Raw genomic sequence first — 20,808 nt, 5'->3', positions numbered from 1 at the left:
ATGGACCAGGTTCTTTGGCAGGACGACCTTTGTACCGGCATCGCAGTCATCGATGACCAGCACAAGCGGATCGTCGACATCCTCAACCAGGTGCTCAGGGCGCAGGCCGACGGCGAGCGCGGGAAAGTGGGCGAAGTGCTGACCGACCTGGTCGACTACACCCTCTCGCATTTCGCCTTCGAGGAAGAGCTGATGCAGGAGGCGGGCTACCCCTTCAGCTCCGCGCACAAGCGGGTGCACGAGGTGTTCACCAGGCGGGTGGAGAAGTACCAGCAGCGCTTCCAGGCGGGGGAGGACGTGGTCGACGAGCTGAAGAGCATGCTCATCACCTGGCTGTTCAACCACATCCGCAACGACGACAAGGCCTATTCCGAACAGGTGCTCAAGCACCTGGACCGGTTCTCGCGCGAACACGAAGGCGGGACCTGGCTGGCGCGCACGGTCAAGCGCCTGTTCGGCTGACGGGGGTGGAGGAGACCCGGGGGTGTTGCCGGCCGGGGGGCGCGGCGGCACCCCCAGGGGGCTCGTTCAGTGCGCCGGCTGCTTCGGCACCAGCAGCAGCGCCAGCAGGGTGAGCGCGGCCATCGCGCCCAGGTACCAGCCCACCGCGGCGATGCCGTGGCTGGCGGCCACGCGGGTGGCGATGTACGGCGCCGGCGAGGCGCCGAGGATGCCGGCCAGGTTGAACGCCAGCGACGCGCCGGTGTAGCGCACCGGGGTCGGGAACATCTCCGCGAGGATCGTGCCGCAGGGGCCGTAGGTCAGGCCCATCAGGCCCAGCCCCAGGCACAGGAACAGCAGCACCTGCCAGGCGCTGCCGGCGGCGAACAGCGGCTCGAACAGCAGGCCGAACAGGATGATGCCGACGGTGGCCAGGATCATCGCCCGGCGCCGGCCATGGCGGTCGGCGTACACCGCCGACAGCGGGATCGCCGCGGCGAAGCACAGCACGCCGAGCATCTGCAGCAGCAGGAACTGCTCGCGCCCGTAGCCCAGCTGCGAGGTGCCCCAGCTCAGCGCGAACACCGTCATCAGGTAGAACAGCACGAAGGTCGCCATCAGCGACAGCGTGCCGATCACCAGCGTGCCCAGGTGCCGGCCCAGCACCGTGGCCATCGGCAGGCGCTCGCGCTCCTCGCGCTCGAGGGTCTTCTGGAAGGCCGGGGTCTCGGTGATGCGCAGGCGCACCCACAGGCCCACCAGCACCAGCGCCGCGCTGGCCAGGAACGGGATGCGCCAGCCCCAGGCCATGAACTGGGCCTCGTCGAGGAAGTGGGCCAGCGCCAGGAACACGCTGGTCGAGCACAGGAAGCCCAGCGGCGCGCCCAGCTGCGGGAACATGCCGTACCAGGCGCGCTTGCCCGGCGGCGCGTTCTCGGTGGCCAGCAGCACCGCCCCGCCCCACTCGCCGCCCAGGCCCAGTCCCTGGCCGAACCGGCACAGCGCCAGCAGGGCCGGTGCCAGCACGCCCACCTGGGCGTAAGTCGGCAGCACGCCGATCACCACCGTGGAGATGCCCATGGTCAGCAGCGCCGCCACCAGGGTGGCCTTGCGCCCGATCCGGTCGCCGTAGTGGCCGAACAGCGCCGAGCCCAGCGGCCGGGCGAAGAACGCCAGGGCGAAGGTCGCCAGCGACTGCAGCGTGGCCGCGGTCGGCTCCGAGGCCGGGAAGAACAGCTTGGGGAACACCAGCACCGCCGCGGTGGCGTAGATGTAGAAATCGAAGAACTCGATCGTCGTACCGATGAGGCTGGCGAAGAGGATGCGGCGTGGCGAGGCGGGTTCACTCATCGGCAGGCACGGGACCGGAGGCGGGACGCGGCCGATTATGGCGTACCCGCACGGCCGCGCAGCCCCCGCCGGACGGCCGTTGCAACGCCAACCGCCTGCCCGCAGAATCGCCCGGTCCCACGCGTGGCCGCCCCGCGGCCACCCTGTACCGGCGCAGCGCACGGCTTCGCGCCGTCTCCACAGGCCTGCCCGGCCGCCCCGCCCCACGGCGGTGCCGCCATCCCCCCGAACGACCTGACGGAATGGAAACCACATGAGTGCCACGATTCGTAGCGGCCGCCCGCCGTCCACCGCCCGCCGCATGACCTGGATGCTGATCCTGTTCGTGGTCGTGTTCGGCGGCGTGTTCCTGCTGTGGCTGGCATCGCAGTACATGCTCAACAGCTTCTTCGACAACATGCCGCAGCCGGCGGTCGAGGTGAGCACCTACGAGGCCAGGGCCGAACGTTGGAGCAGCACCGCCGAGGCGGTGGGCACCCTGGTCGCCGACAACGGCACCGAGGTGACCACCGAAGCCGGCGGCGTGGTCCAGCGCATCGCCTTCGAATCCGGCCAGCGCGTGCGCAAGGGCGACCTGCTGGTGCAGCTGAACACCGCCAACGAGCTGGCCCAGCTGCAGGCGCTGGACGCGGCGGCGAAGCTGGCCGCGACCCAGCGCGACCGCTGGCAGGAACTGGGTGCGCAGAAGCTGGTCTCGCGCGCCGAGGTCGACGAGCGCATCTCCGACGCCGCCCAGACCCGCGCCCAGGCCGAAGCGCAGCGCGCACTGATCGCGCAGAAGACCATCCGCGCGCCGTTCGATGGCGTGCTGGGCATCCGCCGCATCAACCTCGGCCAGTACCTCAACCCTGGCGACCCGATCGTCGGACTGCAGGCGCTGGACCCGATCCACGTCGACTTCACCCTGCCCGAGCAGCGCATGAACCAGGTGGCCATCGGCGCCAGGGTGCGGGTCGAGGTCGACGCGGTGCCGGACCAGGTGTTCGAGGCCGCGATCACCGCGGTGGAACCCTCGGTGGACACCAGCACCCGCAACTTCCAGGTGCGCGCCACCCTGACCAACCCGGACGGCGTGCTGCGCCCCGGCACCTTCGCCCGCGTCGGTTTCGACCTGGGCCAGGAGCAGGAGGTGGTCGTGGTGCCGCAGACCGCGGTCAGCTTCAACCCGTACGGCAACTCGGTGTACGTGCTGGCCGACGCCCCGCCGGAAGTGAAGAACGCCGAGGTGCAGGAAGGGCAGAAGGCGCCGCAGCACGTGGTCAAGCAGCGCTTCGTGACCACCGGCCCCACCCGCGGCGACCTGGTCGGCATCACCGACGGCCTCGAGGCCGGCGAGGTGGTGGTCAGCAGCGGCCTGCTGCGCCTGCGCAACGACGCGGCGGTGATCATCAACAACAAGGTCACGCCCGAAGCAGACGCCGCCCCGCGTCCCGAGAACCGCTGACCGGCGGCCAAGGCCGCCTATCCCGGCCGCCGCCCCGCGCGGCGCCCCCCCCGACCCCGGCCGCGACGCGGCCGGTGGAGGACCCGATGAAATTCACCGACATCTTCATCAACAAGCCGGTGCTGGCGATGGTCGTCAGCCTGTTCATCCTGCTGCTGGGCCTGCGCTCGTTCTCCGAGCTCAACGTGCGCCAGTACCCGGAGCTGCAGAACGCGGTGGTCACCGTCAGCACCACCTACTACGGCGCCGACGCGGACCTGATCCAGGGCTTCATCACCACCCCGCTGGAACGCGAGGTGGCCTCGGCCGAGGGCATCGACTACCTGACCTCGACCAGCTCCGCCGGCGTGTCGACCATCCAGGCCTACATCCGCCTGGACCACGACGCCAACGAGGCGCTCACCCAGATCGCGGCCAAGGTCAACAAGCTGCGCAGCCAGCTGCCGGCCGAGTCCGAGGACCCGGTGATCGACCTGCAGCAGGGCCAGCAGATCGCGGCGATGTACGTGTCCTTCGCCAGCGACCGGCTGGACAACAACCAGATCACCGACTACCTGATGCGCGCGGTCGAGCCGCGCATCGCCACCATCCCCGGCGTGCAGCGCGCCGAGATCCTCGGCGCCGGCACCTTCGCCATGCGCGTGTGGCTCAAGCCCGACCGCATGACCGCGCTGGGCGTCACCGCCAGCGACGTGCACCAGGCGCTGCAGTCCAACAACGTGCTGTCGGCGCTGGGCTCGACCAAGGGCCAGATGGTCGCGGTGGACCTGACCGCGCGCACCGACCTGCGCAGCGCCGAGGAGTTCCGCCAGCTGATCGTGCGCGAGGAGAACGGCGCGATCGTGCGCCTCGGCGACATCGCCGACGTCGAGCTGGGCTCGGAGAACTACGGCACCTCGGTGCGGATCAACGGCGACGCGGCCACTTTCATGGGCATCTTCGTCTCGCCCGACGCCAATTCGCTGGACGTGATCGAGGAAGTGCGCCGGGTGTGGGACGAGGAGATCGTGCCGCAGCTGCCGGAAGACATCGAGGCGACCATCCCCTACGACAGCACCGAGGCCATCGAGGACGCCATCAAGGAGGTCGTGCAGACCATCGTCGAGGCGGTGATCATCGTGATCGTGGTGATCTTCCTGTTCCTCGGATCGCTGCGCAGCGTGCTGGTCCCGGCCGTCACCGTGCCGCTGTCGCTGGTCGGCGCGCTGTTCCTGATGCTGCTGATGGGCTTCACCATCAACCTGCTGACCCTGCTGGCGATGGTGCTGGCGATCGGTATCGTCGTCGACGACGCGATCATCGTGCTGGAGAACATCCATCGCCACATCGAGGAGGGCATGAGCCCGCACGATGCGGCGATCAAGGGCGCGCGCGAGCTGGCCTGGCCGGTGGTGGCGATGACCACCACGCTGGTAGCGGTGTACCTGCCGATCGGCTTCCAGGGCGGCCTGACCGGCGTGCTGTTCACCGAGTTCGCCTTCACCCTGGCCGGCTCGGTGCTGCTGTCGGGCATCATCGCCCTCACCCTGTCGCCGATGATGTGCGCGCGCCTGCTCAAGCCGCACGGCGCCGGCCATGGCATGGGCCGGATGGAGGCCTGGCTGGACACCCGCTTCAACCGGCTGCGCACCGCCTACGAGCGGCGCCTGCACAGCGCGCTGGAGACCCGCGGCGTGATCGCGGTGTTCGGCCTGCTGGTGCTGGTCTCGTGCGGCGTCTTCTACTGGACCGCGCCCAAGGAGCCGGCGCCGCTGGAGGACGAGGGCTTCATCTTCGCCATCGGCAGCGCCGACGCCTACACCACCCTGGACTACGTGGAGCGCTATACCGAAGAGATCAACGCGATGGCCCGGGACATCCCGGAGATCAACGATTTCTTCCTGTTCAACGGCGGCTTCGGCGGGGGCGGCGGCGCCAGCAACAGCGCCATGGCCGGCTTCGTGCTCAAGCCGTGGAGCGAACGCGAGCGCTCCACCAACCAGGTCCTGCAGCAGGAGCTGCAGCCGAAGCTGGCCCAGGTCACCGGGCTGAACACCTTCGCCCTGGTCCCGCCGTCCCTGCCCTCGGCCGGCGGCGACGGCGGCGGCGAGTTCCTGGTGCTGGGCATCGGCTCGCTGCAGCAGCTCAACGAACTGTCCGATGCGATCGTGCAGAAGGCCATGGAGAGCCGCCGCTTCATCTTCCTGGACAAGGACCTGAAGATCGACAAGCCGCGCATCGAGGTGCAGATCGACCGCGACAAGGCGGCCTCGCTGGGCATCGACATGCGCACCCTGGCGGCGGACATGGCGGCGATGCTCTCGGGCGGCTACACCAACCGCTTCGCCATGGAGAACCGCTCCTACCGGGTGATCCCGCAGGTGCAGCGCAGCGACCGGCTCAACGCCGCGCAGCTGGAGAACTACTACACCCGCACCCGCGACGGGAAGCTGGTGCCGCTGTCGACCCTGGTCACCCTGAAGGAAACCGCGCAGCCGCAGACGCTCAAGCGCTTCCAGCAGCTCAACGCGGTCGGCATCACCTTCGCCCCGCGGCCGGGCGTGTCCAAAGGCGAGGCGCTGCGGGTGCTCGAGGAAGCCGCGGCCGAGGTGCTGCCGCAGGGCTACAGCGTCGACTACGCCGGCGAATCGCGCCAGTACAAGCAGGAGGGCGCGACCATGCTGGTCACCCTCGGCTTCGCCCTGGTGGCGATCTTCCTGGTGCTGTCGGCGCAGTTCGAGAGCTTCCGCGACGCGCTGATCATGCTGATCACCGTGCCGATGGCGATCTCCGGCGCGCTGCTGGTGCTCAACTTCCTGGCGCTGGTGGCCGGCATGCTGCAGATGGCCGGGATCGAGGCCTTCCCCGGGATGAGCATCAACATCTACACCCAGGTCGGCCTGGTCACCCTGGTGGGCGTGATCTCCAAGCACGGCATCCTGATCGTGGAGTTCGCCAACAAGCTGCAGGCCCAAGGCCTGTCCAGGCGCGAGGCGATCGAACAGGCCACCGGGATCCGCCTGCGCCCGGTGCTGATGACCACCGCCGCGCTGGTGTTCGCGATGGTGCCGCTGCTGATCGCCCGCGGGCCGGGCGCGGCGGCGCGCTTCTCGATGGGCATGACGATTGCCGCCGGCATGACCATTGGTACCGCGTTCACCCTGTTCGTGCTGCCGGCGTTCTACCTGTACCTGGCCCGCGACCACCGCGCGCACGCCGGCGAAGCGGCCGGCGACGCGGATGCGCGGCTGGATCCGGCACCGGAACCGGGCCGGGGCTGATCCCCGGCCGACCCGCGGGGGCGGCGATCAGGTGTCGCCGCTCTCGCGGATGCCGAACGGCGCGTCGCTGCGCACGTCGTCGGCGAAGGAGCGGCCATTGGCGTCGCGGTCGCCCGGCTCCTCGTCCAGTTCGGGATCGAGCAGGTCGGCCTGGTCGTCCACGCCGATGTTGTCGATCGCCGCCTGCGAGCGCGGATCCTTCAGGCGCGGCCCGGTGCTGGGGCCGATCGGGGCCTCGTCGTGGCCCAGGCTGGTTTCGTCTTCCGGTGCGCCGGGGACGGTGGGATTGGACCTGGCCATCGCGTTCTCCTCGTGGGGGTATGGGAACGATGCTGGCCATCGCGGCGTAATCGAGCGTCAAGGAATGGCCGCGCCCTGCGCTGCCGAATGAACATGCATTCGTACCGTTCCGCTTCACGTCACGCCGATCCTTGCGGCGCGAAAGTGCCGGCAAGACCGCAGTGGAGCGCAACGTGTTCCCAGCCCTTCCTCCCCATGTCGCCACATCGCGGCGCCACCGTCCCGACGCTGCACGCATCGCGCTTCGCGCCAGCTGGCCCCTGCTGGCCCCGCTCGCCGCCTGCACCGGCAGCGACCGCGTCGAACCGGCGATCACGCCGCCGGGCGCCGACGAAACCGCGCGTACCAACGTGCTGGAAGCCGGCGCCGCCCTGCTCCAGGACAACGGGCCGTTGGCAAAGATGGACGTCTACGTGGTCGGATTCCACCCGATGAAGGACCACCGGCCCACCACTTCTGCCGCCAGGTGAACGAGGACTTCGCCCAGTGCGCGCTGTTCGACGGCAACGGCGTCGAAGCCAACCTCACCGGCATCGAATACATCATTTCCGGGTCGCTGTTCGAGACGCTGCCGGCGGAAGAACGCGCCTACTGGCACCCGCACAACGGCGAGATCCTCTCCGGCCAGCTGGTCGCCCCCGGCATTCCCGAGGCCGCGGAACTGGAGCTGATGCGCTCGAAGATGAACAGCTACGGCAAGACCTGGCACACCTGGCATACCCGCGACGGCGTCGAACCCGGCGACCCGATGCCCGTCGGCCCGGCCATGCCGGCCTGGTCGTTCAGCCGCGATGGCGAGGTCCGCCCGGAACTGGTCACCGCCCGCGACCAGCGCATGGACATTTCCACCGCCGAACGTCGCGAAGCCCGCAGCGAACTGCGCGAGCTGGCCAGGCCCCAGGAGGGCGTCGACGCCCTCCGCGAGCACTTCCCCGACGCCACCCCCATCCCTGGCGTAGACCAACGGCAGCAAGAGAAGCCCCCCCTCTCCCCCCGGGAGAGGGGCCGGGGGAGAGGGNCGGAACCCCAAGCCACGCCCGCATAACCTCCCCTTTTCCCCGGCCCCGCTCCGCACCCCGGCCCACCCATTGCACGCGATCGTTCGCCGGCACGCGCGCCATTCGCGCAAACATGCCGCCTCATCCCGATGGGAAAGGCACTCCCCGAGGCGAACGGCTCCGGATGCGGCTTTCGGCCTTATCCGGGCTACACGTTGCTACACGTTGCGGATGCCCAGCATCCCCTGCAGCTTCGCCGCATCCGCCACCGCAAACCCGTGCGCGGTGTTGTCGAAGATCACCCAAGGCGAGGCGCGAGTGCGCGCGCCAGCCACGCTTGCCGCCAGTCCGCGCAACGCCTCCTCCCCATACTCGCTGTAGTAGATCCGCGGCGAACCATGCAGGCGCCAGTACGGCCACGGCGCTCCTTCACCGGGATGCTCCGCCCCCGGCGCCCGCGGTGGATCCGCGCCGATCCGGCTGGCCTGGTGACGCCGCAACAGCGCCGAGACCTGCGGCGTGAACCAGCTCGCATGCCGCGGCTCGACCGCCAGCGGCGCATCGGTGCGCCGGCGGAACATGGCCAGGAAGGTCGAGGCCACCCGCGGCTCGAACGCCAGCCCCGGCGGCAGCTGCAGCAGGAAGCCTCCCAGCTTCCTCCCCAGCCCGGCCGCCTCGTCGAGGAACTGGTCCAGCGCCGGGCCGGCGCCCCGCAGGGCCAGCTCGTGCGAGATCGTCCGCGGCAGCTTCACCGAGAACCGGAACCCGCGCGGCACGTTTGCCGCCCAGCGCGCATAGGTCTTCGCCTGGTGCGGCCGGTAGAACGAGGAGTTGATCTCCGCCACGTCGAAGCGCGTGGCGTAGCGCGCCAGCATGCTGTCGCCCTCGCCGAACAGATGCGCGTGCTGGCGCGGAATCGACCAGCCCGCGCATCCGATCCTGGCCCGGGCTTTCGCCATTTCGTGGGTCTCAAGCCTGGCGACGGCTGCGGGCCGCCTCGCGGACGTCAGGCCGGCCCGCCGCTTTGCGGCGTATGGATGAGCTCGCCGAGGTCGTAACCCTGCACGCGCGCGGTCGACAGGAAGCTGTCGCGGCGCACTTCCGGCAGGATCGGCAGCCGCGACAGCAGCCACAGGTACTTGCGGTCCGGCGAACCGACCTGCGCGGTGCGGTAGTCCTCGTCCACGCGCAGGATCCAGTAGTCGCCCTTGGTGAAGGGAACCCACTTCAGCCCGTCGGGCATGAAGCTCACTTCCAGCTTGGCATTGCCACTGCCCTCGACCACCGTCGCCTCGCCGATGGATTCATGCAGCTGGCCCCTCCCGTCCACCGCGCGAGTGGCCACGCGCACCGTGCCTTCGGGGTTGAGCGAATAGTGCGCGGTGATGTCGCGGTAATCCTCGGGCTCGTGCCGCATCGGCAGGCGCGCGATCTCGTACCAGGTACCCAGGTAGCGATCCAGTTCGATGAATGGCTCGGTGGCCGGTTCGGAGGCGGTGTTCATGGCAGGTCCTCGATCGGCAGAGGACACCGTTCTATGCCACGCCGCGTGAAACCGCCGTCTCCCTGCCGCTCACAGATTCCGCAGCCAGCGCGGGGTCAGCGCCACCGCCAGTACCGCCACGGCCACGCACAGCAGCGCGAACACCAGGGTGGTGCCATGGGCTATGAATCCGATCAGCGCAGGACCGGCCAGCACGCCGGCGTAACCCAGGGTCGAGATCGCGGCGACGGCCAGGCCTTCCGGCATCGCCCGCTGGCGCCCGGCCAGCGAGAACATCACCGGCACGATGTTCGAACAGCCCACGCCGACCAGGGCGAATCCCGCCAGCGCGATCCACGGCGAAGGCACCAGCGCCAGCACCGCGAATCCCACGAACGCGACCAGCGCGCCACCGGCGACCGTGCGCATCCGCCCCAGCGCCTCGACCACGCGGTCGCCCAGCAGCCGGCAGACGGTCATCGCCAGCGAGAACGCCACGTAGCCGGCGCCGGCACGTGCGGGATCCACGCCGCGCCACTCCGCCAGGAACACCGCGCCCCAGTCCAGCATCGCGCCTTCGGCGAGGAACACCACGAAGCACACCGCGCCGACCAGCAGCACGATCCCGTGTGGCACGGCGAAGGCCGGGCCACCACGGCCCTCATGCCCGCCCCGCCAGCCACGCACCGACGCGGCCAGCAGCAGCCCCAGCAACGCGACCGCCGCCACGCAGGCCAGCCACGGCGGCGTGCCCATCGCCAGCAGCACGGTGAACGCCAGCGCGCCGGCGAAACCGCCGATGCTGTAGAAGGCGTGGAAGCCGGACATCAGCGTGCGCCCGCTCTCGCGCTCGACCGCCACGGCCTGGATGTTCATCGCGCAGTCCATCGCGCCGACCGCCGCGCCGAACAGCGCCAGCACCACCGCCAGCGCGACCGCCCCGGGGACCAGTGCCAGCAGCGGCAGCGCCAGGCACATCAACACGCTGGCCGCGACCATCACCCGCCGGCAGCCGTGGTGCGCGACCAGCGCACCGGCCAGCGGCATCGCCACCAGCGAGCCGCCGCCCAGGCACAGCAGCACCAGCCCCAGGGTCGCCTCGTCCAGCCCGGCACGCGCCTTGGCGAACGGCACCAGCGGCGCCCACGCCGCCATCGCGAAGCCAGGCATGAAGAACGCCGCGCGCGTGGCGCGCTGCTGCTGCAGGTTCGAAGCCGACATCAGTCGCCCAGCAGCCCCGTCTCGCGCAGCGCCGCTTCCACCTTCGCCTGGTTGGCCGGCTCCAGCTCGGTCAGCGGCAGGCGCAGGGTGCCGCCGATGCGGCCGAGCCGCGCCAGCGCCCACTTCACCGGGATCGGGTTGGCTTCGACGAACAGCTGGCGGTGCAGCGGCAGCAGGCGCATCTGGATCTGCATCGCCTTGGCCACGTCGCCGGCCAGTGCCGCCATGCACAGCTCGTGCATCAGCCGCGGCGCGACGTTGGCGGTCACGCTGACATTGCCATGCCCGCCGCACAGCATCAGCGCCACCGCGGTGGCGTCGTCGCCGGAGAAGATCGCGAAGTCCTCGGGCGCCTCGCGGACCAGCCACTGCGCGCGCTCGAGGTTGCCGGTGGCCTCCTTGATGCCGACGATGCCGGGCACCTGTGCCAGGCGCAGCACGGTGTCGTGCTGCAGGTCGGCGGCGCTGCGGCCGGGCACGTTGTACAGCACGATCGGCAGGTTGCCGGTAGCCTCGGCGATGGCGCGGAAGTGGCGGTACTGCCCTTCCTGGCCGGGCTTGTTGTAGTACGGCACCACCTGCAGCTGGCTGTCGGCGCCGACTTCCAGCGCGTACTTCGCCAGCGCGATCGCCTCGGCGGTGGAATTGCCGCCGCAGCCGGCCATCACCGGCACGCGGCCGGCGGCCTGCTCCACGGCCACGCGGATGACCTCGCAGTGCTCCTCGACGTTGACCGTCGGCGACTCGCCGGTAGTGCCGACCACGCCGATGCAGTCGGTGCCCTCGGCCACGTGCCAGTCCACCAGCTCGCGCAGTTTGCCGAAGTCGACGCTCCCGTCCTCGTGCATGGGCGTGACGAGCGCGACGATGCTGCCGCGGAGGAAGACACCGGAAGAGGCCATTGGACTACCGCACGTGTTGGGGGAACGCGCCCGATTCTAATCAACCCGGCACCGCCGCGCGGGGCCCACACCCACGCGCCCGCAATGGTTTTCCCCGCAACTTTCGTGGACGCCCGCGCATGCGGGCTTACGATCCGGCGCCTGCCTCGCTGTTCCCGGCACTGCCGACCGGTGGAACCGCCGCGATCCACTCGCCGAGGGTGTCCAGGAAACCCGGCACGATTCAGCGCGCGCTGTAGCGGGAACTCCAGAGGATCGGCGACATGTGGACTTCGCGCAACCTTCGCGATATCCGGCGCGGCGGCATCGGCTCGTCGCCTGCGTCACATCGATGAGGCATTGCCTCATCGGTTCCCGGCACACTTCCGACACGACCCTCTCCCATGGATCTTTCCATCGCCTCGTTCGCGGCGGCCGCCGTCGTGTTCGCCGCGACGAACATCGACGACATCGTCATTCTCGCCACCTTCTTCGGCACCCCGGGACTTCGCCGCCACGCCATTGTGATCGGCCAGTTCCTGGGAATCGGCGCGATCACGCTGGTCAGCGTGGGCGCCGCCCATCTCGCGTTGCGCGTCCCGGAGGGATGGACGGCCCTGCTGGGCATCGTTCCGCTCGTGCTGGGTGTCCACAAGCTCATCGGCCTTCGCAAGGACACCGGAGCCGGCGGCGAGCGATCCGGGGATCCGCTCGCGGCGGAGCAACGGGTGGAATCGCGCCTGTTGTCGCAGGTGGCTACCGTGACGGCGGTGACCGCCGCCAATGGCGGGGACAATCTGGGCGTCTACATTCCGCTGTTCGCCAGGGACGTCTCCATCGTGCCCAGCTACCTGATCGCGTTCGCCGTACTGACCGGCTCGTGGTGCGTACTCGGCTATGCGCTGGTCAAGAATCCTGCCGGCACCGCGGTGATGCGCCGCTGGGGCCATGTCCTTCTACCGGTCGACCTGATCGTCATCGGCGGGCACGTGCTCTGGGGCGCCAGGGTGCTCCTGACGTGAGTTCCCGTCGCACACTCCGCATGCTGTTCGAAACCGTTCGACCCTGTAGCATCGACTCGATGCCAGCCTGTTTCCGTTCGGTGCGCGGTCGAAGCGCAGGCCGCCCCCCGGGCCGGGAACATGGCATCGCCTGACGGTGCGATCGGGCGCCTGCGACCCGCGCTTACGACGTATCGGAGGCTGGCTTGCGTCGCAACACGCCCTCCACCAACTCCCAGGTTGCATCAGCGAAACCAGACGGCGTCTGCGCATGCGTGACCAGCAGCAGACCGCGACCGCGCAGGATGCGCGGCAGGTCGCGGAACAACGCCTGTTCGGCCGCCTCGTCCAGGCCTTCGGTGGGCTCGTCCAGCGCGATCAGCGCCGCATCGGTCAGGAGCACCCGCGCCAGGCACAGGCGCCGCGCCTGTCCTGCCGACAGTGTGCGTCCGCCCTCGCCCAGCCACTGGTCGAGCCCGCCGGGAAGCGCACGGATTTCAGCTTCCAGTCCGGCCTCGCGCAGCACGTCCCAAAGCCGGGCGTCGTCGGCGGCCGGATCGCCGATCCGCAGGTTGTCGCGTACGCTCCCGAGGAAGACCGGCGCATCCTGGGGCAGCAGCGCGACGCGCCGATGCAGATCCGCCAGTGCCGCGTCACGCAGATCCACGCCCTCCCAGAAGATTCCGCCGGCCTGCGGATCGCGCAGGCGCAGCGCCAAGGTCAGCAGGGTGGACTTGCCGCTGCCGCTGACGCCGGTCACCACGACGCGCTCGCCGGGCGCGATCCGCAGATCCACGCCTTCGAGCAGCGGAAGGGCCGGATGATGGCGGAAGCGCAGCTGCCGGAACTCCAGGGTGCCGAGCGGACACAGCCTTGCCGGCTGCGGAGGATCGACGATCTCCGGTTCGGTGCGCTCGAGCTCGCGCACGCGCCTCGACGCCGCCGCGGCAGCGCCCAGCCGCGCCGCGCCGCGCAGCACTGGCGCGGCCACCTCGAACAAGGCCGCCACCGCCAGCACGCAACCGACCAGCAGTGCACCGCCGACCCGTTCGTCGTGCAGGGCGATCGCGCCCGCCGCTGCCACGGCCAGCATCGCCAGCCCCCCGCAGGCGAGCGCCAGCGCCTGTCCGGACGCGAGGACGCGCGACTCGTCCAACGCCGCGCCGCGCAGTTGATCGCTGCTGCCGGCGAAGGCGGCTTCCGCGCCATCGGCCGCGTCCAGCGCCAGCAGATCGGCGTGGCCGTCCACGGCCTGCAGCACCTGCTGACGCAGGGCCGCCGCCTGTTCCTGCCGCGCGCTGCCGCTGCGGCGCACCCGACGGGCCAGCCAGGCCGGCGCCAGCAACAGCACGATCAGCCAGAGCGCGCCCACCACGGGTGCGGCCAGCGGCACGTAGGCCGCGAGCGTCGCCACCACCACGGCACCGGCGAGCGCGCCCACCAGCAGCGGCAGCAGCGAGAGCAGGAACACCGAGTCCAGGGCGTCGATGTCGCCGGTCAGCCGCGCGACCAGATCGCCGTCCCGCCAGCGCGCCAGCTGTCCGGCATCGAGCCGCAGCAGGCGGCCGAACACACGGGTACGCAGGTCGGCCAGCAGCTGCAGGGTCGCCGCATGGCCGGTCACCCGCTCGCCGTAGCGCGAGAGGATGCGAGTGAAGGCGAGACCGCGCACCATCGCAGAGGAAACGAACAGGTTGAACGTCGCCAGCGCGCCGGAGACCAGCGCCGTGGCCGTCAGGAACCAGCCGGCCACGCCGAGCAGGCCCACCGCCGCCGCGGCGGTCACCAGCGCCAGGACGCAGGCCGGCAGCAGTGCACGCCAGCGGCGGCGAAGCATCGGCCACATCCACGCCACCATGGCCCTCACGCACGCACCTCGCCGCGGACGGCGTCGATCCGCCACTGCCGGTCCGCCACGGCGGCCACCACCGGGTCGTGCGTAGCCACGACCAGGGTCTTCCCGCGTGCGAACGCGGCGATCTCCGCGAGCAGACGGTCGCGGCTGGCGTCGTCCAGATGCGCGGTCGGCTCGTCGAGCAGCAACACAGCCGCCCGCGACAGGAACATCCGCGCCAGGGCGAGCCGCTGCGCCTGACCGCCGGACAGGCCGTGCCCGCGGGCGCCGAGCGGCGTGTCCAGTCCCCGCGGCAGCTGCGAGACCAGCGTATCCAGCCCGGCGCGCGCCAGCGCCCGCGCCAGATCCGCATCGCCGGCATCGGCACGGGCCAGCCGCAGGTTGTCGGCGATGCTGCCCGGCATCAGCCAGGGCCGCTGCGGGATCAGAAGCAGCTGGCGGCGCAACGACTGCGCCGGCCAGTCGCGCAGAGACCGCCCACCAAAGGCCAGTCCACCCTCGTAGGCGCGCAGCCCGGCCAGCGTTTCCAGCAAGGTGGACTTGCCGCTGCCGCTCGGTCCGGTCAGCGCGATCCGCTCGCCCGGAGCGATCCGCACCGAATCGGCCATGGCAATCGCGCCGCGTCCGGGGACCGGCATGCGCAGCCCGACGATGGCGAACGTGCCCGGAACCGGCGCTGCCGCGGGCGTGTCCGCCTCGGCCGGCATCGACGCCGCGTCCGGCAACCCGTCGAACAGCGCCGCGATCTCCGCCACCGCCGCCCGTGCGTTGGCGCGGTCGTGATAGTGAGCCGCCAGCTGGCGCATCGGCAGGTAGACCTCCGGCGCCATCAGCAGGCAGAACAGCGCCGCCTCGAGCGTCAGCACGCCGGCGCGCAGCTCCAGCATGCCGAGGAAGGTCAGGCCGAAGTACACCGCCAGCCCGGCGACGCCCAGCGCGGCGAAGAATTCCAGTACCGCCGAGGACAGGAACGCGATCTTCAGCACCGACATCGTGCGCACGCGCACTTCGTCGCTGGCCTGCGCCACGCGCGCGGCCTCGGCCTCCGCGCGACCGTGCAGCTTCAGCGTGGTCAGGCCGCGTACCCGGTCGGCGAACAGTCCCGACAGGCGCGCCAGCGCGTTCGCGTGCCGGCGTCCCGCCGCCTCCGCGCCCCACCCGACCAGCGCCATGAACAGCGGGATCGCCGGTACCGTCAGCGCCAGCACCAGCGCCGCGATCCAGTCGAATCCCAGCAGCACGACGCAGAACACCAGCGGCAGCAGCGCCGCCGACGCCATCGCCGGGATGTAGCGCGCGAAGTAGCCGTCCAGCGCCTCGACCCGCGCCGTCATCGCGTCGGCGAGCTCACCCGACGAGCGCGCCCGGCTCCACAGGACGCCGGCCGACAGCAGGCGCCGGAACAGGTCGCGGCGCACCGACCGCTTCACCGACTCGGCCGCCTGCTGACCGGCGTACTCGCCTCCCCAGACCAGCCCCGCCCGGCACAGCAACAGCGCCCCGGCGAGCCCGATCCACGGCAGCGTCGCCGACAGCGGCCGCCCTTCCATCACGATCCACTGCAGCGCCCGCGCCAGCGCCCAGGCCTGCGGCAGCAGCAGCAGGCCCGACAGCAGCGGCAGCGCCACGGCCAACGCGAGCGGGCGCCCGGCCTGCCGGGCCAGTGCTCGCATCCATGCTGCTTGCTCCGGAGGCAGCCGGTCGTCGGCGGCCGCCTCCGCGCTGGCCGCCTGGGTCATGCCTTCCTGTCGCGGTCGTGCTCGCGCAGCTCGAACCACATCGCGTTTAGGATGGCGAAGGCGCAGGCCAGACCCAAGCCCAGGATCCACGAGAAGTACCACATGGCTGTCAACTCCCGATCAGTGGCCGATGGCGTTCGTCAGTAGGCATTGGGGTTTTCCGACACCGACTCCGGCGTGACCGTGCCGCGCATCACCCGGTAGACGTAGCCGGTGTAGGACAGCACGATCGGCAGGAACAGGGCCGTCGCCAGCAGCATCACCCACAGCGTGAAATGGCTGGACGACGCATCCCACACCGTCAGCCCCATCGCCGGCTGCAGCGAGGACGGCATCAGGAACGGGAACAGCGCGAAGCCCACGGTCAGGATGATGCCGGCAATCGCGGAAGAAGTGGCGAGGAAGGCCGACACCTTCGCTCCCCGCCACAACAGCAGCGCGGCCAGCAGCGAGGCGCCCACGCCCACCGCGGGCGCCGCCCACATCAGCGGCCAGCGCGAGAAGTTGTGCAACCAGGCACCGCCGGCGAGCTCGACCGCCTTCAGCGCCGGATTGCTCGCCGCCGCCGGATCGACCGTGCTGGTGATCGCGTGGCCGTCCATCGCGCCCACCCACACGCCGCCAAGCGCGAACAGCACGCCGGTCGCGAGCGCCAGCAACGCGCCCGCCCTGCGCGCGCGCACCGCGACCTCGCCCCCCGTGCGCCACGCCAGCAGCGCCGCGCCGTGCGCAAGCAGCATGGTCACGCTGACCACGCCGGCCAGCAATGCGAACGGCATGAACAGCTGGAACAGGTTGCCCTCATACACCGGGCGCAGGGTGGCCGGCTCGACGCCGAACGGCAGGCCCAGCAGCAGGTTGCCCATCGCCACCCCGAACACCAGGCTGGCGACCACGCCGGAGAAGCACAGGATGCCGTCCCAAGTGTAGCGCCAGCGCAGCTCCGGCAGCTTGCTGCGGTACTTGAAGCCCACCGGGCGCAGGATCAGCGCCACGAGCAGCAACAGCATCGCCAGGTACAGGCCGGAGAACGACGCCGCATACAGCAGCGGCCATGCCGCGAAGATCGCGCCGCCGCCGGTGATCAGCCAGACCTGGTTGCCTTCCCACACCGGTCCGACCAGGTTCAGCGCCACCCGGCGCTCCTCGTCGCTCTTCGCCACCACCGGCAGCAGCGCAGCGACGCCCAGGTCGAAGCCGTCCATGATCGCGAAGCCGATCAGCAGCACACCCAGCAGCAGCCACCAGATCACCCGCAGGGTGGCGTAGTCCAGGGGAATCATCGACACATCCATGACCGTCTCCCGTTCAGTGCGCCGCAAGCGCGGGATGAGGGGTGGGCTCCGGCGCGTTCGGCGTCGCCGCATTGTGCTCCGGTTCCGCCGGCCCCTTGCGGATCGCCTTGAACAGCAATCGGAAGCCCACGATCGCCAGCGCCGTGTAGAGCACGAAGAAGACCAGCAGGCTGATCACCAGGTCGAGCACCGACAGGCCGGAGACCGCGTAGAACGTCGGCAGCACGCCCTCGATCACCCAGGGCTGGCGCCCGAACTCCGCCACGAACCAGCCGCACTGGATCGCGACCCAAGGCAGCACGGCGCTCCACAGCGCGACCTTGAGGAAGCGGCGGCTGTACTCGATGCGCCCGGTCGAGACCAGCCAGAACGCGACCGCGAAGAAGCCGATGAAGTAGAAGCCCAGCGCCACCATCGCCCGGAAGGTCCAGAACAGCGGCATCACCTGCGGCACGGTATCGAACGCCGCCGCCTGGATCTGCTCCGCCGTGGCGTTCTGCACGTCGTCGCGGTAGCGCTTGAGCAGCAGGCCGTACCCGAGGTCGGGCCAGGTCTGCGCGAACAGCTCGCGCGCCTCGCGGTCCTCCGCGTCCGCGCGCACCCGCTCAAGCGCGGCATAGGCGCGCATGCCGTTCTCGATCCTGCGTTCGGCCGAGTCGACCAGAGCGTTGATGCCCGGCATTTCGGTCGAGAGCGAGCGCGTCCCGATCAGACCCATCGCCCAGGGCACGTGCACGGCGAAGTCGTTGCCCCGCTCCGCCTGGTTGGGCCAGGCCACGATGTTGAAGCTGGCCGGTGCCGGCTCGGTCTCCCACATCGACTCCATCGCCGCCAGCTTCATCTTCTGGTGCTCGGTGCTCAGGTAGCCGCTCTCGTCGCCCAGCACCACCACCGACAGCGACGCGGCCAGGCCGAAGCTGGCCGCCACCGCCATCGAGCGCTTGGCCAGGTCGAGGTGCCGGCCGCGCAGCAGGTACCACGCGCTGATCGCCGCGACGAACATCGACGCGCTGACGTAGCCGGCCGCGACCGTATGCACGAACTTCGCCTGCGCCACGGGGTTGAAGATCACCGTCACGAAGTCGGTCATCTCCATTCGCATGGTGTCGGGGTTGAACACGGCGCCCACCGGGTTCTGCATCCAACCGTTGGCGATCAGGATCCACACCGCGGACAGGTTGGTGCCCAGCGCCACCAGCCAGGTCACCATCAGGTGCTTGACCTTGCTCATCCGGTTCCAGCCGAAGAAGAACAGGCCGATGAAGGTCGCCTCGAGGAAGAACGCCATCAGGCCCTCGATGGCCAGCGGCGCGCCGAAGATGTCGCCGACGTAGTGGCTGTAGTAGGACCAATTCATGCCGAACTGGAACTCCATGACGATGCCGGTGCCCACGCCCAAGGCGAAGTTGATGCCGAACAGCACACCCCAGAACATCGTCATCCGCCGCCAGATCTCGCGGCCGGTCATGACGTAGACGCTCTCCATGATGGCCAGCAGGAACGACAGGCCCAGGGTCAGCGGCACGAAGATGAAGTGGTACATCGCGGTCAGCGCGAACTGCAGCCGCGACAGGATCACAAGGTCCAACTCAGGGAACATGACACGCTCCAATCACGGCGTGGAACAGCTATGGATCACATCGAGCAGTGGCGCCGCCCCACCCCGGCGACGAGGTCTCTTCGAAACATGCCGGCATGGCCGGAGGGGCGAATCGGGCGGCCGGATCTATCCTCTCGGTTGACCATCATTCTCCAGAGCCCATGGAAACATAAGAGGACAAAACGACACACCCGCGACAGCTCACCCCGCCTGCGCGGAGAACTCCTCGAAGGCTGCCAGCGCATTGGCCGCGTACATCAGCGATGGGCCGCCGCCCATGTAGACGGCCACGCCGAGCATCTCCCGGAATTCCTCCGGCGTCGCGCCCAGTCGCACGAGCGCCTTGGCGTGGAAGCCGAGACAGGCATCGCAGCGCGCAGCCACGCCGATCGCCATCGCGATCAGTTCCTTCGTCTTTTCGTCCAGCACGCCCGGTGCCAGCGCCGCCTTGCTGAGCGCGCCGAAGCCCTGCATCACCTCGGCGTTGTGGGTTCGCAGCGGGGCGAGGTTCTTCGAGACGCTGCGCGTGAGGTCGGTATAGGAATCGACGGCGGTCATGGGGGACTCCTTCTAACGTAGTGTGGATATGCGGCGAACGAAAAGCCTTGATCAGGATCAACGTTTTCTGGCCACGAGATCGATCAGTGCGGACATGCCGTTGTGGCCGTGGCCCTCGGCGATGACGCTGTCGTGTTCGCGCAGGTGACCTGCCCCCCATTTTCCGGCCCAGGCTGATTTAAGTAGAGTCCGTCTGACCTGCCCCCCATTTTCCGGCCCAGGCTGATTTAAGTAGAGTCCGTCCCCAAGAGGAAGACGGACATGAAGAAGCGATACACGGACGAGCAGATCATTGGCTTCCTGAAGCAGGCGGCCGCCGGCACCCCGGTGAAGGACTTGTGCCGCAAGCACGGCTTCAGCGACGCGTCGTTTTACATCTGGCGCCAGAAGTTCGGCGGCATGGACGTGCCCGACGCCAGGCGCCTGCGGGCGCTGGAGGCGGAGAACGCCAAGCTCAAGAAGCTCCTGGCCGAAGCGATCTTGGACAAGGAAGCCCTGAAGGTCGTTGTGCGGGGAAAATCGTAAGCCCGCAGGCCAAGCGCGCCGCCGTGGCCGTCATGCGGGCCAAGACCTCGATCTCCGAACGCCGGGCCTGCCAACTGCTGGGTCTGGCGCGCAGCGTGCTGCACTACGAGAGCCAGAAGCAGGACGACGGGCTCAAGGCCCGGTTGGTGGAACTGGCTGGCGAACGGCGCCGGTTTGGCTACCGCCGGCTGCACATCCTGATTGAGCGCGAAGGCATCGAAGTGAACCACAAGCGGATCCACCGGCTGTATCGGGAGGCGGGCCTGGCCGTGCGCCGCCGGCGCAAGCGCGAACGCGTGGCGGTCGAACGACGGCCGCTGGAGCTGCCGACCGGGCCGAACCACACGTGGTCCATGGACTTCGTCTTCGACGCGCTCGCTGACGGCAAGCCGCTCAAGTGCCTGACGGTGGTCGACGATTGCACCAAGGAGGCGGTCGAGGTCGCGGTGGCGCGCCGGATCAATGGCCAGGGCGTGGCCGATCTGCTCGAGGCAGTGTGTCGCTTCCGCGGCTACCCGGCGGCCATCCGCACCGACCAAGGGCCGGAGTTCACCGGTCGGGCGCTGGATCAGTGGGCGCAGGCCAACGGCGTGAAGCTGATGCTGATCCAGCCCGGCAAGCCGACGCAGAACGCCTACATCGAAAGCTTCAACGGCAAGTTCCGCGACGAGTGCCTCAACGAGAACTGGTTCACCTCGCTCGAGCACGCCAAGGCAGTGATCTCGGCCTGGCGCCGGGACTACAACCAGGTCAGGCCGCACAGCGCATTGGGCAACCTCACGCCGGCAGCCTTCGCGGCCACGGTTCGAGAGCAAGGATTCGCAAAACCCACCCCGAGCGATAAGCTCGCCAACTAG

General features: G+C 69.7%; 17 protein-coding genes and 1 pseudogene. 6 read left to right on the top strand and 12 right to left on the bottom strand.

Translation table 11 applies throughout. The annotated features are described in order from the left end of the window. Positions 1-462 (top strand): bacteriohemerythrin, encoded by a 462-nt coding sequence (locus tag M503_RS0109265; RefSeq protein WP_028919692.1) that lies wholly within the window; start codon positions 1-3, stop codon positions 460-462. A 66-nt stretch (positions 463-528) separates the two neighbouring features. Here the strand turns inward: M503_RS0109265 and M503_RS0109260 are convergent, their stop codons facing one another. Beyond that, positions 529-1,791, bottom strand: coding sequence for an MFS transporter (locus tag M503_RS0109260; protein WP_028919693.1), 1,263 nt, complete (start codon positions 1,789-1,791; stop codon positions 529-531). Positions 1,792-2,044: 253 nt separating this feature from the next. Between M503_RS0109260 and M503_RS0109255 the strand changes: the two genes are divergently transcribed. Both M503_RS0109255 and M503_RS16105 read left to right on the top strand, forming a co-directional pair. Continuing rightward, positions 2,045-3,235: an efflux RND transporter periplasmic adaptor subunit gene (locus M503_RS0109255; protein ID WP_081720993.1), complete on the top strand. Its 1,191-nt coding sequence runs from the start codon at positions 2,045-2,047 to the stop codon at positions 3,233-3,235. A gap of 86 nt (positions 3,236-3,321) precedes the next feature. After that, positions 3,322-6,495, top strand: a complete 3,174-nt coding sequence (locus M503_RS16105; RefSeq protein ID WP_051414477.1) for an efflux RND transporter permease subunit — start codon at positions 3,322-3,324, stop codon at positions 6,493-6,495. A gap of 27 nt (positions 6,496-6,522) precedes the next feature. Here M503_RS16105 and M503_RS0109245 read toward each other — a convergent pair whose 3' ends face one another. Continuing rightward, positions 6,523-6,795 (bottom strand): hypothetical protein, encoded by a 273-nt coding sequence (locus M503_RS0109245; protein ID WP_028928219.1) that lies wholly within the window; start codon positions 6,793-6,795, stop codon positions 6,523-6,525. 260 nt (positions 6,796-7,055) lie between these two features. On the opposite strand from M503_RS0109245, the pseudogene M503_RS16100 reads away from it, so the two are divergent. Continuing rightward, a pseudogene (locus tag M503_RS16100) lies at positions 7,056-7,840 on the top strand (OBAP family protein). Positions 7,841-8,011: 171 nt separating this feature from the next. Here the strand turns inward: M503_RS16100 and M503_RS0109235 are convergent. From M503_RS0109235 to dapA, 4 genes are all read right to left on the bottom strand, one after another. Further along, a complete protein-coding gene (locus M503_RS0109235; protein ID WP_028928218.1) occupies positions 8,012-8,752 on the bottom strand; it encodes a DUF72 domain-containing protein in 741 nt (246 codons plus the stop codon). A gap of 47 nt (positions 8,753-8,799) precedes the next feature. Next, positions 8,800-9,297 carry a lipocalin family protein gene (locus tag M503_RS0109230; protein ID WP_028928217.1) on the bottom strand — a complete coding sequence of 166 codons (498 nt, stop codon included), beginning with the start codon at positions 9,295-9,297 and terminating at the stop codon, positions 8,800-8,802. Between the two features lie 69 nt (positions 9,298-9,366). Next, complete coding sequence (locus M503_RS0109225) at positions 9,367-10,500, bottom strand: MFS transporter (protein ID WP_430536857.1); 1,134 nt, start codon at positions 10,498-10,500, stop codon at positions 9,367-9,369. Continuing rightward, positions 10,497-11,399 (bottom strand): 4-hydroxy-tetrahydrodipicolinate synthase, encoded by a 903-nt coding sequence (dapA, locus tag M503_RS0109220; RefSeq protein ID WP_028928215.1) that lies wholly within the window; start codon positions 11,397-11,399, stop codon positions 10,497-10,499. The genes M503_RS0109225 and dapA overlap by 4 nt, the downstream gene beginning before the upstream one ends. 383 nt (positions 11,400-11,782) lie before the next feature. Between dapA and M503_RS0109215 the strand changes: the two genes are divergently transcribed. Continuing rightward, complete coding sequence (locus tag M503_RS0109215; protein ID WP_037060997.1) at positions 11,783-12,400, top strand: cadmium resistance transporter; 618 nt, start codon at positions 11,783-11,785, stop codon at positions 12,398-12,400. A 163-nt stretch (positions 12,401-12,563) separates the two neighbouring features. On the opposite strand, the gene cydC is transcribed toward M503_RS0109215, so the two are convergent. The 6 genes from cydC to M503_RS0109185 form a co-directional block, all read right to left on the bottom strand. After that, positions 12,564-14,225, bottom strand: a complete 1,662-nt coding sequence (cydC, locus tag M503_RS0109210; RefSeq protein ID WP_269319850.1) for a thiol reductant ABC exporter subunit CydC — start codon at positions 14,223-14,225, stop codon at positions 12,564-12,566. A 17-nt stretch (positions 14,226-14,242) separates the two neighbouring features. Continuing rightward, on the bottom strand, positions 14,243-15,973 hold the full coding sequence (cydD, locus tag M503_RS0109205) for a thiol reductant ABC exporter subunit CydD (protein ID WP_028928212.1): 1,731 nt from the start codon (positions 15,971-15,973) through the stop codon (positions 14,243-14,245). Further along, positions 15,970-16,077, bottom strand: a complete 108-nt coding sequence (cydX, locus tag M503_RS17100; RefSeq protein WP_081720992.1) for a cytochrome bd-I oxidase subunit CydX — start codon at positions 16,075-16,077, stop codon at positions 15,970-15,972. The genes cydD and cydX overlap by 4 nt, the downstream gene beginning before the upstream one ends. 36 nt (positions 16,078-16,113) lie before the next feature. Then, positions 16,114-17,262 (bottom strand): cytochrome d ubiquinol oxidase subunit II, encoded by a 1,149-nt coding sequence (gene cydB, locus M503_RS0109195; RefSeq protein WP_197017206.1) that lies wholly within the window; start codon positions 17,260-17,262, stop codon positions 16,114-16,116. Positions 17,263-17,281: 19 nt separating this feature from the next. After that, a complete protein-coding gene (locus M503_RS16095) occupies positions 17,282-18,868 on the bottom strand; it encodes a cytochrome ubiquinol oxidase subunit I (protein WP_051414476.1) in 1,587 nt (528 codons plus the stop codon). Between the two features lie 201 nt (positions 18,869-19,069). Further along, on the bottom strand, positions 19,070-19,426 hold the full coding sequence (locus tag M503_RS0109185; protein ID WP_028928210.1) for a carboxymuconolactone decarboxylase family protein: 357 nt from the start codon (positions 19,424-19,426) through the stop codon (positions 19,070-19,072). Between the two features lie 261 nt (positions 19,427-19,687). Between M503_RS0109185 and M503_RS16090 the strand changes: the two genes are divergently transcribed. Continuing rightward, positions 19,688-20,808 (top strand): IS3 family transposase gene (locus M503_RS16090; RefSeq protein ID WP_430536856.1). Its coding sequence is split into 2 segments (ribosomal slippage): positions 19,688-19,946 and positions 19,946-20,808, totalling 1,122 coding nucleotides; the frame shifts between segments, so codons are not numbered across the junction.

This window comes from Pseudoxanthomonas suwonensis J47 (assembly GCF_000513955.1).
Taxonomy (GTDB): domain Bacteria; phylum Pseudomonadota; class Gammaproteobacteria; order Xanthomonadales; family Xanthomonadaceae; genus Pseudoxanthomonas; species Pseudoxanthomonas suwonensis_C.
Note: the sequence above shows the minus strand (reverse complement) of the source record. Positions and strands in the feature narration are given on the sequence as shown.